At 58.4% G+C, this 15,673-nt stretch carries 16 protein-coding genes and 1 pseudogene; 13 read left to right on the top strand and 4 right to left on the bottom strand.

The genetic code is table 11. From position 1 onward, the window contains the following. Positions 1-15 precede the first annotated feature (15 nt). The 6 genes from fdhD (at position 16) to JN12_RS14510 (ending at position 6,079) form a co-directional block, all read left to right on the top strand. A complete protein-coding gene (gene fdhD, locus JN12_RS14535; protein WP_145023997.1) occupies positions 16-789 on the top strand; it encodes a formate dehydrogenase accessory sulfurtransferase FdhD in 774 nt (257 codons plus the stop codon). Next, positions 776-1,426 (top strand): molybdenum cofactor guanylyltransferase, encoded by a 651-nt coding sequence (mobA, locus tag JN12_RS14530; RefSeq protein ID WP_246125875.1) that lies wholly within the window; start codon positions 776-778, stop codon positions 1,424-1,426. The genes fdhD and mobA overlap by 14 nt, the downstream gene beginning before the upstream one ends. Positions 1,427-1,632: 206 nt before the next feature. Continuing rightward, positions 1,633-2,595, top strand: a complete 963-nt coding sequence (locus JN12_RS14525; RefSeq protein ID WP_145023993.1) for a DMT family transporter — start codon at positions 1,633-1,635, stop codon at positions 2,593-2,595. 67 nt (positions 2,596-2,662) lie between these two features. Beyond that, entirely contained in the window at positions 2,663-3,541 is an 879-nt protein-coding gene (locus tag JN12_RS14520; RefSeq protein WP_145023991.1) for an AAA family ATPase, read from the top strand. Next, on the top strand, positions 3,541-4,713 hold the full coding sequence (locus JN12_RS14515) for a vWA domain-containing protein (protein ID WP_145023989.1): 1,173 nt from the start codon (positions 3,541-3,543) through the stop codon (positions 4,711-4,713). Before JN12_RS14520 ends, JN12_RS14515 begins: the two co-directional genes overlap by 1 nt. 202 nt (positions 4,714-4,915) lie before the next feature. Then, a complete protein-coding gene (locus JN12_RS14510; RefSeq protein WP_145023987.1) occupies positions 4,916-6,079 on the top strand; it encodes an MFS transporter in 1,164 nt (387 codons plus the stop codon). 142 nt (positions 6,080-6,221) lie between these two features. On the opposite strand, the pseudogene JN12_RS14505 reads toward JN12_RS14510, so the two are convergent. Then, positions 6,222-6,893, bottom strand: a pseudogene (locus JN12_RS14505) (transposase); the annotation flags it as partial. Between the two features lie 547 nt (positions 6,894-7,440). On the opposite strand from JN12_RS14505, the gene ltrA reads away from it, so the two are divergent. Together ltrA and JN12_RS14490 are read left to right on the top strand one after the other, a co-directional pair. Next, positions 7,441-8,793: a group II intron reverse transcriptase/maturase gene (gene ltrA, locus JN12_RS14495; protein WP_246125874.1), complete on the top strand. Its 1,353-nt coding sequence runs from the start codon at positions 7,441-7,443 to the stop codon at positions 8,791-8,793. Between the two features lie 101 nt (positions 8,794-8,894). Continuing rightward, positions 8,895-9,509, top strand: coding sequence for a site-specific integrase (locus JN12_RS14490; protein WP_246125873.1), 615 nt, complete (start codon positions 8,895-8,897; stop codon positions 9,507-9,509). Between the two features lie 53 nt (positions 9,510-9,562). Here JN12_RS14490 and eno read toward each other — a convergent pair whose 3' ends face one another. Continuing rightward, the gene (eno, locus tag JN12_RS14485; protein WP_145023985.1) at positions 9,563-10,852 is read right to left on the bottom strand and encodes a phosphopyruvate hydratase; all 1,290 of its coding nucleotides are present in this window, start codon (positions 10,850-10,852) and stop codon (positions 9,563-9,565) included. A 271-nt stretch (positions 10,853-11,123) separates the two neighbouring features. Between eno and JN12_RS14480 the strand changes: the two genes are divergently transcribed. The 4 genes from JN12_RS14480 to JN12_RS14465 all read left to right on the top strand — a co-directional run bounded on the left by JN12_RS14480 (position 11,124) and on the right by JN12_RS14465 (position 14,017). Further along, the gene (locus tag JN12_RS14480) at positions 11,124-12,404 is read left to right on the top strand and encodes a class II fructose-bisphosphate aldolase (protein WP_145023983.1); all 1,281 of its coding nucleotides are present in this window, start codon (positions 11,124-11,126) and stop codon (positions 12,402-12,404) included. Positions 12,405-12,520: 116 nt separating this feature from the next. Continuing rightward, positions 12,521-12,889: a PilZ domain-containing protein gene (locus tag JN12_RS14475; RefSeq protein WP_145023981.1), complete on the top strand. Its 369-nt coding sequence runs from the start codon at positions 12,521-12,523 to the stop codon at positions 12,887-12,889. 48 nt (positions 12,890-12,937) lie between these two features. Then, the gene (locus JN12_RS14470; RefSeq protein WP_145023979.1) at positions 12,938-13,201 is read left to right on the top strand and encodes a hypothetical protein; all 264 of its coding nucleotides are present in this window, start codon (positions 12,938-12,940) and stop codon (positions 13,199-13,201) included. A 12-nt stretch (positions 13,202-13,213) separates the two neighbouring features. After that, positions 13,214-14,017, top strand: a complete 804-nt coding sequence (locus JN12_RS14465) for an HD domain-containing protein (RefSeq protein ID WP_145023976.1) — start codon at positions 13,214-13,216, stop codon at positions 14,015-14,017. Here JN12_RS14465 and JN12_RS14460 read toward each other — a convergent pair. Together JN12_RS14460 and JN12_RS20515 are read right to left on the bottom strand one after the other, a co-directional pair. Next, positions 14,014-14,826, bottom strand: a complete 813-nt coding sequence (locus JN12_RS14460; protein WP_145023974.1) for an N-acetylmuramoyl-L-alanine amidase — start codon at positions 14,824-14,826, stop codon at positions 14,014-14,016. The genes JN12_RS14465 and JN12_RS14460 overlap by 4 nt on opposite strands. Positions 14,827-15,003: 177 nt before the next feature. Continuing rightward, a complete protein-coding gene (locus JN12_RS20515) occupies positions 15,004-15,162 on the bottom strand; it encodes a hypothetical protein (protein ID WP_170241932.1) in 159 nt (52 codons plus the stop codon). On the opposite strand from JN12_RS20515, the gene JN12_RS14455 reads away from it, so the two are divergent. Further along, positions 15,161-15,673 carry a DUF309 domain-containing protein gene (locus JN12_RS14455; RefSeq protein ID WP_342795416.1) on the top strand — a complete coding sequence of 171 codons (513 nt, stop codon included), beginning with the start codon at positions 15,161-15,163 and terminating at the stop codon, positions 15,671-15,673. The genes JN12_RS20515 and JN12_RS14455 overlap by 2 nt on opposite strands.

Here is a 15,673-nt window from a genome sequence, read left to right as displayed (position 1 = left end):
TCAGAGGTATGAGCCATGATCAGCATCTACAGCTACAGCAAAGACAGTAACGGCACAGGCCAGCTGACACCACGGGAGCGGGAGGTGGTGGAGGAGTTTCCGCTGCCCCTGAACGTGAACGGCCGGGAGATCGCCACCCTGATCGCCTCTCCCCACGATCTCCGTTTCCTGGTCGCCGGGTTCCTCCGGCTCCAGGGGTTCGTGGAGCGGGTGGAGGATTTCAAGCTCCTCTCCGTCTGCACCGACTTCGGCGTTGCCAAGGTCGAGATCAAGGGGGAGCTGCCGGAGAAGCTGAAGCCGGTGCTCACCTCCGGCTGCGGCACCGGGATTACCTTCACCATCCCCAAGGCGCTCCAGGGTGGGACTGTTGACCAGGACAGAACTTTTTCGCCGGATGCACTGTTCAGCATGATGGACGAAATGGCCAAGGCGGCGCAGAGGTACAGTAACCATGGCGGCATGCATTCAGCAGCCGTGGGTTTTGACAGCCTCTGTCTCTACGCCGAGGATCTCGGGCGTCACAACACCATTGACCGGATAGCCGGGGAGGCACTTCTGAAGGGGATCGACCTGGCCGGCATGATGCTGGTCACGTCGGGGAGGGTTTCCTCGGAGATGGTGGCCAAGGCGGCCCTGCTCGGGATCACGCTGATCGCTTCCCGCACCTCTCCGACCAGTATGGCGATAAAAATAGCAGATGCTGCCGGCATCACCCTGATCGGTTATGTCAGGGCAGGGAGGTTCGATATTTATGCCCATCCCGAGCGATTGCAGATTGCATCTCAGTAGGAAGGTCAAGGGGGTGACCGGCGTCATCCTTGCCGGCGGGGCTTCCAGCCGAATGGGGAGCAACAAGGCGCTCCTTCCCCAGAAAGGTGTCCGGTTTATCGAGGGGATATACCGGACCCTGGCGAAGCTGTTCGAGGAGGTGATCGTCGTCACCAACTCGCCGGAACAGTACGCGTTCCTCCCCTGTCGGAAAGTCTCGGATCTCTGCCCGGGCAAAGGGGTGCTGGCGGGGATACACTCGGGGCTGATCCACAGCAACGACCCGGCAATCTTTGTTGTGGCCTGCGACATGCCGCATCTGAATGCGGAACTGATCCGGTACCAGGTATCCCTCGTCACCGGGGCAGACCTCATCATCCCCTCAACCGACAAGGGGTTCGAGCCGCTGCATGCCCTCTACCGGAAGGCGTGTCTGCCGGCGCTTGAGGAACTGCTTCAGAGCGGGACAAACAGGCGGGTGGTAGGCCTCATGTCGAGGGTCTGCGTCCGGGAGCTCCTGCCCGAAGAGATCGCACCCTTTGATCCCGAGTTCAATTCATTCATCAATATCAATACGCCGGAAGACTATTTCCGGCTGAGAAACGGCAAGAAGGAGTCGCCGAAGGAGGGGATCATCCCGCTTGCACACTCCTTGTAGGCCGGCGTTAACCAACCGCTCTCCAAGCCTGCAACTTTGCATCAAAGGGGCTTTCCTATCCGGGAAGGCCCCTTTGATCTATTGAATCTTTACCGTTAGTGGTGGCTAATTTTGCCTAACTGCATGGCTGACAACAGGTTTTCAATCATGAACGTGCCACGCATTTTGACCTGATCATAGTCGCAAGAGACCGGAGGAGGCAGACGGTGACTGTTGAACGGAAACACCTGGATGGATTCGGGGTCGCCTGCATGATCTTCCTGTGCATGGTGTTGGGGCTGCATCAGGTGGCGATCAAGGCGGCCGCGCCCGACATCTCGCCGATCCTGCAGATAGCCTTGCGTTTCGGGATCAGCTCATTCCTGGTCTGCATTGTCATCATGTGCGGTAAGGGAGTGTTTAGCCTGCGGGATGGGACCCTGCTCCCCGGGATCATCGCGGGGCTGGCCTTTTCATTGGAGTTTGTCTGCGTGGCAGAGGGACTCCGTTACACGACAGCCTCGCATATGTCTGTATTCCTGTACACAGCGCCCATATTTACGGCGCTGACGCTTCACTGGTTCAAGCCTTCCGAGCGTCTTCGCCGTCATCAATGGATAGGCATCGCAATCGCTTTTTCCGGCGTTGCGCTGGCATTCACGGGTGGTTCATTCCTGACCGGTATCAGTCCGCGTATACTTTGGGGTGATACCCTGGGTGTTTTTGCCGGCATCCTGTGGGCCGCCACAACGGTGCTCATACGCTGTTCGCGTTTGTCCGAGGCTCCTTCGACCAAGACACTTCTCTACCAGCTTGTTGCTGCTTTTATCATCTGCCTCTGCTATGCCGTACTTTCGGGGCAGGCAGACAGGTTTACCATGACCGGCATTGCCTGGACGAGCCTGCTGTTCCAAGGCGTTGTGGTGACATTCGCGGCATTTTTGGCCTGGTTTTCTCTGTTGCGGCGCTACAACGCTTCGCAGCTGTCAGTGTTCCTGTTTTTGTCCCCCCTGTTCGGAGTGTCGTTCGGGGTGCTCCTGCTGCACGAAGCAATCGATCTTTTTTTTGGCATTGGCGCCGTGCTGGTGTTGATCGGGATAGCCCTGGTGAGCAGACCGCATCTGCGAGGGGCAGGTAAGGAAAACAGGTCGGTGGTTGCTGAGGAGCGACCCTGCGAGGCCAACGATTAGGACTCGGTTCCTTCAACATCAGTCAGGCAGCACAACGTCATCATTATCCGGGATAAAGGAGAAGCCCATGTACAATCAAGAGTTTCATCAATTCAGCGGCACCGAGGGGTATGTTGCCTCCCGGGCGCTTCAGGATGTCGTCAACGTAGCTCTGGCCCTGGAGCGGCCGCTCCTGCTCAAAGGCGAGCCCGGCACCGGGAAAACGCTCCTCGCCCACCATATCGCCGAGTCCCTGGGGATGGAACTCATCCTCTGGAACGTGAAGTCGACGACCAAGGCGCGCGACGGCCTCTATACCTATGACACGGTCCAGCGCCTGAACGATGCCCGATTCGGCGACGGCGACGTGCGCGACATCCGCCACTACATCAAGCACGGCCCCCTGGGACGGGCCTTTGCGAGTCCCAACCGGGTGGTGCTCCTCATCGACGAGGTGGACAAGGGGGATATCGAGTTCCCCAACGACCTGCTCTTCGAGCTGGACGAGATGCGCTTTCACGTCCTGGAGACCGACGAGTGGGTGAAGGCCAACCATCGGCCGGTGGTGATCGTCACGTCAAACTCGGAGAAGGAACTGCCCGACGCCTTCCTCCGTCGCTGCGTGTTTCACTATATCGATTTCCCTGACGAGGAGCAGATGCGGGCCATCATCGATGTCCACTTCCCCGGCCTCTCCGGGGAGCTGCTGCAGAGCGCCTGCAAGATCTTCTACGGCCTGCGCGAGGTGCCGGGGCTCAGAAAGCGCCCCTCGACCTCCGAGCTTCTGGACTGGATCCGGGCGCTCCTGGCCAGCGGGGCGCGCCTCCCGGAGGAGGAGACCCCTTTGTTCAAGTCGGTCCCGTTCCTGGGGGCGCTGGTCAAGATGGAGGAGGACGTCGATACCTTGACCCGTCACGCCAACCGCCCGGCAGACGTGCGAACTGCCGGCCACAGGTTCTTCCGCTGATGTTTCTGGCACTCTTCCATTCGCTGCGAGCACTAAAGGTGCCGGTCAGCCTGACCGAGTGGCTTACCCTTCTGGAGGGGCTTTCCAAGGGGCTCCACAACGAGAGCCTCGACGACTTCTACTACCTCTCCCGAAGCGTGCTCGTGAAGGACGTGACCTACTACGACGCCTTTGACCAGGCCTTTGCCTACTGTTTCAAGGATGCGCCGCTCCCCGAGAACCTGGCGACCAAGGAAAAGATTCTGGAGTGGCTCCAGGGCCAGCTGGGTCCGCTTCGGCTCTCCGCGGAAGAGCTCGAAAAGATGAAGTCGCTCAGCCTGGATGAACTCCTGCAGGAGCTGGAGAAAAGGCTGCAGGAGCAGGATGAAGCCCATCACGGGGGCCGGAAGTGGATCGGCACCGGTGGATCAAGCCCCTTTGGAGCCAACGGCAGCCACCCGACCGGAATATCCTTTGCTAACGAGCGAAGCAGCGGCCGTGCCGCTTTGCAGGCCTTTGCCCGCCGCTACCGTAACCTGCGCAGCGACCTGACGCTCGACGTGCGCCAGATCAGCGTGGCCTTGAAGCGCCTGCGCGACCTGCGGGATTCCGGCGCCGAGGAGACGCTGAATCTGGATGCCACCATCGACAAGACCTGCAAGAACGCCGGGGAGATCGACCTGGTCTTCGGCCGGGAGCGGGAGAATAACGTGCGGCTGCTGCTGGTGATGGACTCGGGCGGCTCCATGGAGCCGTACCGGACCCTCTCGGAACGGCTCTTTTCCGCAGCCAACAAGCTCAACCACTTCAAAGACTTCCGCGCCTTCTACTTTCACAACTGCGTGTACGAGAAACTCTATACCGACCTGGAAACAGACGAGTTCGTTCCCACGGCCGAGGTCTTGCGCGAGTACGGCAAGAACTATCGCATCATCGTGGTCGGCGATGCCGCCATGGCGCCCTATGAACTGTTTTACCACTCCGGTTCGCTGGAGCATTTCCATGGGAATGCCACCAAGGGGGTCGACTGGCTGCGGCAGATCGCCGAGGCCTTTCCCCAGCGGGCCTGGATGAACCCGCTGCCGGAGAATACCTGGACCCACTACGAGACCGTGCCGACGATCGGCGGGCTCTTCCCCATGTTTCCCCTGACCATCGAAGGGCTGGGGCGGGCAGTGCGGCATCTGCTGTAACAGGTGAAGACTTGGACCCATAAACTGCAATTCAACACGGATGGACGCGGATTGGAACGCATTTACACGGATTTGAAAAGAGGGCGCCTCGGTTTATCCGCGTCAATCCGTCAATCCGTCTAAGATCAGCGTTGATCCGCGTTGAATTGCCTTTGATCCTTTTTGTTTGGTTCCGGCTTTGTCGGCTTAGGGGGGCAGGACCGTGACACATGCTGGCAGGGAACCGCTCTGGACCAGATCCTTCATCCTGATCCTGTTCGGGATGCTGTTTCTCTTCATCCCGTTTTCGCTCTACATGCCGGTTCTGCCGGCCTACATGCTGTCGGAGCTGCACAGCTCCATGCAGGCCGCCGGGGCGATCAACGGGGTCTTTCTGGCGGCGTCGGTGCTGTTCCGTGTCCACACCTCCCGCCTGGAGGCGCGGTTCGGGGTCCGCAGGGTGCTGCTTTCGACCTCTCTCCTGTTTGCCCTGGCCAATCTGCTCTACCTCCCGGCCGCTTCCACCACAAGCGTCATGCTGATAAGGTTTCTGAGCGGTATTGGGTTCGCCCTGGCAAACACCTCGATCATGGCACTCGGCGCCCGTCAGCTCCCGATATCCCGAAAGGGGGAGGGGCTCGCCTGCATGACGACCATGGTGCTGGGCGGCGGCGCCATCGGCCCCTACATCGGGCTGAGCCTTGCCCATTCCTTCGGCTACCGGTCGGTGTTCATCTTTGCCACCCTCGTAACCCTGCTGGGGCTCCTGATCGTTGCCGCCGTCCCGGTGGAGGAGGGGGTGACGGTCCGGCCGCGGTTCACGTTCAATGACCTGTTCGAGGTCAAGGCCATTCCGATATCGCTCATCGCGCTCATCATCGCGGCTGTGTACGGCGGGGTGCTTACCTTCGTGGCGGTCTTTGCCACGGAACTTGGGCTGCTATTCGTGGCAAAAAGTTTCTTCGTGGTCATGGCGAGCGCCTCGGTCGTCTCCCGGCTCCTGACCGGCTGGATGTACGACCGGCTCGGTCCGGGCGTCGCGATCGGCGCGTCCGTCGTCACGCTGGCGGCGGGCCTCCTGCTGCTGGGTGGAATGCACACAACCGTCAGCATGCTGATCTCGGCCGCCCTGGTCGGCATCGGCTACGGCATGGCAGTGCCAAGCACCCAGACACTGGCGATCCAGCTGTCACCGGTGCATCGGAGCAGCGCGGTAACCGCTACCTTCTTCACCTTTCTCGATGGGGGGGTCGGCCTGGGGGCATACCTGCTGGGCGGGGGGATCCAGGCGTTCGGCTACTCCGCCGTCTACCTCGCGCTCGGCGTGCTGAACTTCGGCTGCCTGGTGCCGCTCTATCTGCTGTACGGCAGGGAGGGGGAGAACTGAGGTGGTCGTACCGCGTTAAGTCCCGTCAGGGGTGCTTTGTGCCCTCTTTCCACTGCCTGCCAACCCCGTTCGTCTCTTGCTCCCCTCTGTTCACCCCAGTTAGATTCGTTATCCCCTCCGTGATGTGATGAAATATGGTTCGTCAGCTAAATATGTGGCATAGGGGTTCGGGTAATTTGCCAAGTGTATGATATAGCGCTACTTTAAGGCATCCTTGGGATTTGTAGCCATACGCTTTTCTGATAGTCAGTTTTGCTTTGAGGTTTAGACCCTCTACCGCACCACTGGAAAGCAGTCCTTTTGCCTTGAACCAGTTCATGATCAGCGGTTTGTGATTCCGGAGCATGTTGGCCACCTTCTTCATCGGCTCAAGGTTTGTCTGGAGGGTTCGCGTTATCCAGTTGTCGAGAAACTTTTCTGCCGCTGCCGGATACTTGTATTCCCAGAACCGTTGGAAATCTTCTCGCAAGAGATATCCCTTGATTGAGGAGATGTTCAGTTTCAGAAGCTCTCCAAGCCGGGTAGTCTGTTTCTCATTGAGATTCTCCGGTTTCTTCAGAAGCAGCCAGCGACCGTTCAGGAGGACATTTCCCTGATTCTCGGCTTTGAATAGCTTGACCTCGCCTCGGCGGATCTGGTCAATTGCTTCGTTGAACTTCTTCATGATATGGAAGCGATCAAGGATATTCAGGGCGTTCGGAGCCTTTTTTCTGATTACCTTGAGGTATGGCACCCACATATCGCTGCAAACGAATTTTAGATTTAGACTGCGCTCTTTGCCAAATTCATGAAAGAAACGGAGCAGGGGGAGAATAAAAGGGTCAACTCTCCATATTCCATTTTATGATGAATTCAATGTTTAGTGGAAAATGGAGAGTTGACCGTACGCAGTAACAGTTGAATATCTAACGGGTTTAAGTCCCGTCCGGGGAATTGTCCGATTCGCCCCGGTAGTTCAAGGGAGCGGCGTCTTGGCAACAAGGGGTCGTAAGTTCCCAATTGGCAAAGCAGCAGGCCGTAACGAAAGTGAACCTACAGGTAGCCTCGTAAATTGCTTGAAGATGCCGACCCTGTGGTCAGAAGGGGAAGGCCGTTGTTCTCTGGCCTTGATAACGGAATCAGCCAGCAAAATCTTCCGGGGTAGCAGGGGCGGCATGTTGCGGAAGATATCCAACCCAGTGCTGGAGACCCGTTACGGTGATGCCTAAGGAGCATCAACCGGCGCGTATAAGGAAATGAAATCGCGTTGGGCTGTAACGGGAGTCGGAGGGGTTCATAGTACCGCTTGAGGGCATGGGACAACATAACCCTGCCCGAGGGAAGGAACCCTGCTTTGTTCACGCAACCAAAGAGCGGAGGAGATGGGGATTGCAACCATGCTAACACCCCCGGAAACAATCAGAACGCTACAGAGGAAGCTCTACCGCAAGGCCAAGCAGGAACCTGCCTGCCGCTTCCACGCCTTGTATGACAAGGTTTATCGGGCTGACATCCTTGAGTTTGCCTACCGTCTTGTCCGTGCCAACAAAGGGAGTGCCGGTATTGACGGCTTAACCTTCGAGGCCATCGAGGAAAACGAAGGGGCACCCGCATTCATTGGGGCACTGGAAGAAGCACTGAGAAACAAGACGTACAAACCTGATCCGGTCAAACGGGTCATGATACCAAAGAGCGACGGCAGTCAGCGTCCGCTCGGTATTCCGACCATCCGTGACCGGGTGGCTCAGATGGCCGCAAAACTGGTCATCGAGCCGATCTTCGAGGCGGACTTCTGCGAAACCTCATATGGATTCAGACCGAAGAAATCGGCCCACGCCGCAGTCGATGACGTAGCACACGCCATGAGTAGAGGCTTCAACGAAGTCATCGACGCCGATCTTTCCAAATACTTCGACACCATACCCCACGCCAACCTCATGGCGACGGTTGCCGAGCGCATCTGTGACGGCGAGATACTTCGGCTGATTCAGATGTGGCTCAAGGCCCCGATCATGGAGATGGACAAGGACGGAACGAAGCGGAACATCGGTGGCGGCAAGGGCAACCGCACAGGAACACCGCAAGGCGGTGTCATCTCACCGCTGTTGTCCAATCTCTACCTGCACATACTGGACAGGATATGGGAGCGGAATAACCTTCAACAGCGCCTGGGAGCCCGGATTGTCAGATATGCTGACGATATTGTCATCCTCTGTAGGAGAAACAAATCCGACAAGGCAATGGCGGTGTTGCGACAGATACTGGAGCGGTTGAAGCTTACCCTGAACGAGACAAAGACGAAGATCGTCAATGCTCATAAAGAAAGCTTTGATTTCCTCGGATTCTCAATTTGGGTAGGTGAAAGCAGGAAAAGTGGGAAGCTGTACTCCCATGTTCAACCATCGAAGAAATCCCTGCAAATTATCAAAGATCGAGTTACCGAACTCACGAAGAGAACGAGAACGGTAAAGCCGCTTACCTGGGTTGTGAATGAAGTCAACGCCACCGTGAGAGGCTGGGTTGGCTACTTCCACTACCGTAATTGTAGCAGTGCGCTCAAAAATCTCAGGTACCATACTGAAGAGCGGTTACGGACACATCTTCGAAAGCGGCACAAGATCAAAGATAGGGGCACCGGTTATTTTCGTTTCAGTAGCCGCGCACTCTACGGGAAGTATAGGTTGTATAAAGTGCCAACAACAGCTGGTTGGACGAAAGCGCATGCCTTACAGTGAAGAACATCGGAAAGCCGTGTGCGGGAAAACCGCATGCACGGTTTGATGAGGGAGGGCAGGGTGAAACCTGCTCTCTACTCTACCCTCTTCTTCGACCCGAAATGCTGAAGCCGGATGTGCAGTCGGAGGGTACTCCGCCTGAGATTCAGGAACAGACCGCGTCGCCTCAGACAGCCAGGAAGCCTCAGTTTTCCGCTGCCGGTTATGATGAAAAATCCGATTCGCCGGAATGGGACGAACTGTTGGCGACTCTGGCAGCGGAAATCAAGGTGCGCCACTATTCACGCAAGACGCTGAAGACCTATGCCAATTGGTCGCGCCAGTTCCAGCGTTTTCTCAAGAACAAGCCGCCGCAGGAGCTGACCACTGCGGATGTGAAGACGTACCTGACCTGGCTGGCGGTGAAATGTCACGTGGCGGCTTCGACCCAGAACCAGGCGTTCAACTCCCTCCTGTTTCTGTTCCGCCATGCCCTGAAGCGGGAATTCGGCATCCTGCGCAATGTACCGCGGGCGAAGAAGTCGCTCGATATCCCGGTGGTGCTCTCCCGAGAAGAGATTGACTCCATCGTGCAGCACCTCTATCACCCCTATAGCCTGATCGTGAAGCTGCTGTTCGGTTGCGGACTGCGGCTACCCATTGCGTCCCGGTGCGGACCATCAAGGAGGCGAGGAGTCCGCTGGACTTCTGAGCCGTCACCGCTTGTGCTGAAATGAAAAGAGCCCGGCGGAATTCCCGCCGGGCTCGTGCGTGTCGCTGTGCGAACCGTTTACTTCCTGATGTTGTAGAACACGTCCTTGCCGCGGAAGATGGCCACGCTGTCCAGTTCGTCCTCGATCCGCAGAAGCTGGTTGTACTTGGCGACCCGGTCGGTACGGCAGAGCGAGCCGGTCTTGATCTGGCCGGCATTCACCGCCACCGAGAGGTCGGCCAGGGTGGTGTCCTCGGTCTCGCCCGAACGGTGGGAGATGACGCAGGTGTACCCGGCCCGTTTGGCCATCTCGATGGCGTCAAGTGTCTCGGTCAGGGAGCCGATCTGATTCAGCTTGATCAGGATCGAGTTGGCGATACCCTTCTGGATACCCTCTTTCAGTATCCGCGGGTTGGTGACGAACAGGTCGTCGCCGACGATCTGGATCCGCTTGCCCAACCGGTCGGTGATGAGCTTCCAACCGTCCCAGTCGTTTTCTGCCATGCCGTCCTCAATGGAGATGATCGGGTACTTGTTCACCAGGTTTTCGTAGAAGTCGACCATTTGGGCCGGGGTCTTCTTCGGATCGGCCTCGTTCTCCAGGGTATAGACGCCGTCCTTGAACAGCTCCGAAGAGGCCACGTCCAGGGCCAGGAGCACTTCCTCGCCCGGCTTGTAGCCGGCCTTCTGGATGGCTTCCATGATCACTTCCAGGGCCTCTTCGTTGGACTTCAGGTTCGGCGCGAAGCCCCCCTCGTCACCCACGGCGGTGTTGTACCCTTTGCCCTTCAGCACACCCTTCAGGGCGTGGAAGATCTCGGCCCCCATGCGCAGCGCCTCGGCGAAGTTCCTGGCTCCGGCCGGCATGATCATGAACTCCTGGATGTCCACGTTGTTGTCGGCGTGGGCGCCACCGTTCAGGATGTTCATCATCGGCAGCGGCAGCTCCTTGGCGTTGCAGCCGCCGATGTACTGGTAAAGGGGAACCCCGACCTCTTCGGCAGCAGCCTTGGCCACGGCCAGGGAAACGCCCAGGATGGCATTGGCGCCCAGCTTGCTCTTGTACTCGGTGCCGTCCAGTTCCAGCATCTTGTTGTCGATGCCGACCTGATCGGTCACTTCCAGGCCGATGACTTCGTCGGCAATGACGCTGTTCACGTTGTCCACTGCCTTCCGGACCCCTTTGCCCAGATAGCGGGACTTGTCGCCGTCCCTGAGCTCCAGTGCCTCGCGCTCGCCCGTGGATGCCCCGGACGGTACGGCCGCCCGGCCCATGGCGCCGGACTCGGTGAACACTTCCACTTCCAGGGTTGGGTTGCCGCGGGAATCGAGGATCTCCCTGGCGTAGACATCAGTAATCTGGCTCACGTTGTTGCCTCCTTGCATGAATTGGTAATGACAGGCATGAAACCTGGGGAATTGACCCGTCATATATAGCACAGACCTGCCAAAATGGAAGAGATTTCATGAAGCTTTCCGTTGTTTGGGTATGCAACGCTGACGTCGGCCTGAAGCCGTTGCCAGGGCTGTTTTTACACATTAAGACCCTCTTGCGTTCGTATGGTTAACATGTTATAAGAAAACGCTTGTTACCGTAAACGCATCATCAAATATTCTGCGCACGACAAAGGAGAACAGCATGGCGTACACGGCAGACTTTGAAAAAGCGCTCCAGGTGGGGCGGCCACCCAACATCAGGGAGCTTTTTCCCAATTCCAAGGCCCTTATCGTGAGCGGCAAGGTGGTCGAGCGGGCGATGCTTGCCAAAGGACATGCCATCGTCATGGCGTGCAACGGCCGCAGCTCTCTCGTTATCCGTGGCGCACTGCTGGCGGCCCAGCGGGCCAATGCCCCGGTCATCATCGAGATCGCCAAGTCGGAAGGGGGGCAAAAATCCTACTGCGCGGTGAATTACTGGAACATGGCCCGCATCGTGGATGCGCTGTGCAACGAACTGAAGATCACCGTGCCGGTGGCCATCCATGCCGACCATTACGGGATCAAGAACGACAAGGACCTGGCCGCCGCCAAGGTGGAGATCCCGACCATGTTCGAGGCCGGCATCACCTCCATCGCCATCGATGCCTCCCATCTGCCCGATGACCAGAACCTCCTGACGAATCTCGCCCTCAGCCCGTTCATTCCCAAGTGGGCCGGTCTGGAGACCGAGGTGGGGGAGATCAAGGGTAACCAGGGGCTTTCAACGGTGGACGAGGCCAAGTTCCTGATCCAGGGATTGAACGCCCACGAGATATTTCCCGACTGGATCGCCCTGAACAACGGCACCACCCATGGCCTGGAGGCAAGCGACGCGGGTATCCAGGTCGGCCTGACGGCCGAGATTCATCAGGCGCTGGCTCCCTACAGGGTCAATGGCGCCCAGCACGGCACCTCCGGCAACAGCTCGGAGCGGCTGCGGGAAATCGCCACCAGGACCGCCACCACCAAGGCCAACGTGGCCACGGCGCTGCAGATGATCTCCTGGGGGCTGGAGGTGAACGACTACGGGAACGCCCAGTTGGACGCCAATGGCAACTTTATCAAGGTACCGGGCGAAGGGATGACCGAGGAGCTCTGGGCCGAGATGGTGGCCTATGCTACCGACAAAGGGTGGAAAAAAGGGGACTACAAGAGCCTGAACCTGCCGTTCGAGAACAAGATCCTGGCCCAGCCCAAGGAGATCCGCGAGCGGATGGCCCGGCGGGTGGCCGATTTCGCCTACAAGATGATGACCGAGGTTTTGAATGGCCGTGACACGGCGCCGTTGGCCATCGAGGCGATCCTGAAGGCGGGTTCCTACGACGTCGGCGCCAAGGGGAGCCGGCTCGAAGACCCGGCTCACTGGACCAAAGAGCAGATCGTCGAGCGGGCCAAGAAGCTTGGTGGCGATAAAGGACCGGCAGGCAACTTTGACGACTGACGGTATGACGCATCAAAAGAAAGGGGCGCCTGCCCCTTTCTTTTTCAGGGCGCCACGTTATACTAACCAGCCACGGAATGCTTCGCACTGCAACGGGTTGCATGGGGAGGGTGAACATGGAAAAAAGACGGTTCAGCCGCGTTGATTTCACGGTTAAGGCCCTGGTTACCGCCGGCACCACCGTTTTCCGCGGTGAGGTGGACAACCTGAGCCTGCACGGAATTTTCATCAAGACCGACCAGCGGCTCCCGCTGGGAGGCACCGCAGAAATTACCATAGGTCTGGCCGAGGTTGAGCCGGAGATCGTCATCCATGTCACGGCTACCGTGGCGCGCCATACCCCTGAAGGGATCGGTTTCGAATTCGGCAAGATCGATGTGGATTCCTTTACCCACCTCCGGAGCATCATCTCCTACCGTAAGGGTGATGCGGACATTGTTATGGACGAGTTCATCAATTATGTGGAACGTAAATATTCAGAATAAGCCAAGTGCTCCATCCGTCCACACCATTCAAAAAACGCTGGCCCTAAGATGCTGGTGAACGGTTCCACTGCCAAGCACGGCAAGCTGTTTCTCTGGACAGGGTTACTGCTGGGAACCCTGGTAAGTGGCTGGTATCTGTACTGCCTCCATGGCCCGAGCCGCCTTACCAGACTGGCCGTGCCGGAATCGGTCGGCACCCAGTTCGTCAATATCGGTCTCATCTATTTCGCGGCTATTGTCCAGTGTCGCCTGATCTTCCGGCTGTTCCGCTGGCTGATGGGGCGCTTCCAGGCCAACCGCCACGATCACTGATCATCCTCTGTTATGACCCCATCCCTACTGCAAGAGTTAAAGAGCTGGTTTGCCGCTTATCTGGAGCGCTTTGTCACTGACGATCCCGACGTGGAGCGGCATTACGAGCTTAAGCGGCTCCACACCGAAGAGGTCTGCGCCAATTGTGTCGCCATTGCCGGAGGCGAAGGGGCGGGAAGCGATCAACTCCTGCTGGCGGAGGCCATCGGCCTGTTCCACGACGTGGGGCGATTTCCCCAGTACCGCCAGTATCGCACCTTCCGGGACAGCGATTCCGTCAACCATGCCGGACTCAGCGTCAGGGTGCTGCGGGAAGAGGGGGTCCTGCAACATCTGCCAGAGACGGAGCAGCGGACGATCCTGCAGGCCGTGGCCCTGCATAACGTCTTTGCCATACCGTCTTCGTTACCGCCGGAGCGTCGTTTTTTTCTCGCATTGATTCGCGATGCGGACAAGCTGGACATCATGAGGGTCTTTCTGGATCACTTTCGGCGTCCGGCTGCCGAGAGGGCGTCCGGAGCGACCCTGGGCCTTCCCGACGAGCCCGGCTGCTCGTCCGAGGTGCTCGCCGCCATTGAGCAAGGGGAGATGGCCCGCCTGGCGACCCTTGCCACCCAGAACGACTTCAAGCTGATGCTGTTTTCCTGGGTATACGACCTCAACTGTGCCACGACGTTCCGTCTGCTGCGGGAGCGGCAGCTTCTCGAGGCCCTGGCCGCGACCTTGCCGCAGAGTGCAGCTGTCGAACGGGCTGTGGCGCAGGTGCAATCCTACGTGATGCTGAAGGCCGGCAGCCCCGTTTCATCCCTTTGTTAACGATTCTGAAAAGAGAGATATTTGCCGGAAACCCAGTGCTGATCCCGCGGGTGGATCCGGCACCATCCCCGTTGCCGCTCATACACTCCCACCATTGCGCCACGCTGCAGGACTGCGACCAGCGGGGCCTCTGCCGTTGTTGAGCTCCTGACGTTCAGGGCGTTTGCCGTCACTATTGCCGCCTCGCCATCCGCCGATGCCGACGGGTTGGTGGCCGGAACACAGGCCGAGCAGGCGGCAAGGACCAGGGGGATAAACTTTTCGGCAGCTGTTGCCACCGTGTTCCCGCCAAAAAAGGCACTGCCCGGACAGCTCTTGGTGGTCCCCTTGCCATCGGTTCTTACGCCGGTGACGAGGTCGTACCAGTGGTGGTACACGATGGTGGCGATGGATGGCGTGAGGCTGAATTCCCTGCAGAGAAGGGCGTTAACCCGGATGATCGTCTCCCGGTGCGGGTCGCTCGGGAGATCCTTCCCCTGGTCGAAGTTGCCCAGATGCTCGATGCAGATGCCGTTGCTGTTGGCCCCCTTGATCCCGGCCGGAACGTGGTCAAAGGGGCGGCAGACCGCTAACGTGCCATCAGGAAAGGTCGTCACGTTCTGGGCGATCTCGCTGAACCCCCGTTCGCGGTGGCTCAGCTCCATTCCCCTGAGGAGATCGAAATGGTTGTTTCCCGTGAAGTTGCCGTAGGCGGGCAGCCAGGTGTGATGATTCTGGATCAGGTGAATGGCCCGGTTGAAGCGGGTTTCCTGGAGCCATTTGTCAAATTCGTCTGCCGAATAGAGTGTGTAACCATACCTGCTGCGCATGGAGCCTCCTTGTGGGACATCCCTATCGCATTGTCGTGTTAGTTGTGTTTAATTTGTATCACCGATTTTTGTGACTGCAAGGTACAGCTGTGTGGCCACCGGGATAATTCTTGAGTTGTTGGCCAGTTGCTGCAATGATGAAGACAAAAAGAGCAGGAAATCGAAAGAGCGGGGGGATTAACTCCGACTGAATCTCTTCACGAACAGGTAGGTGACCAGCAGAAACGGCAGTGCCGAGAAGGCCGCTTCGAGATTGCCCCGGAAAAGCTGCCAGGTGCCGAAGGAAATGATGCTGAGGGCGAACAGGAGCAGGAGGAGTGCAGGAACTCTTTTCATGGGAAGATACTACACCCTGGAGGGGAGTGGTTGTCTACCTGATTTGCACGCCGGTGTTGCCGGCTTGATGCAGAAAGCGGGAAAAAGCATGGGAAGCTGTGATCAATCACCGCCCGGCGCCTTGCTGCGGGCCATGGGGGAATTCAACCGCGGCGACTGGTTCGAGTGCCATGAAACCCTCGAAGAACTCTGGGTCGGCGAGGAAGGTGAGACGCGTGACCTTTACCAGGGTATCCTGCAGGTTGCGGTGGCGCTCCACCATTGGCGGAACGGGAATTTCGGCGGTGCCGTCAGTCTGCTCAAAGGGGGGACCGGCTATCTGCGCCGGACGCAACCGGTCTGTCAGCGTATTGCGGTGGCGGAATTCATTCTGGCGGCGGACCGGCTGCGGGACGCCCTGGAACTCCTCGGTCCGGACCGAATGAACGAACTCGACCCTGCACTGATTCCCGGACTGCGGCTTGCGCCGTCTTCTGGTGCGGCGGACGATTCCGCCCCGGATATGAACTGA

Origin of the sequence: Geobacter argillaceus, assembly GCF_007830735.1 — a bacterium.
Lineage (GTDB): Bacteria > Desulfobacterota > Desulfuromonadia > Geobacterales > DSM-12255 > Geomobilibacter > Geomobilibacter argillaceus.
This window is presented reverse-complemented; position numbering and strand designations above follow the sequence as displayed.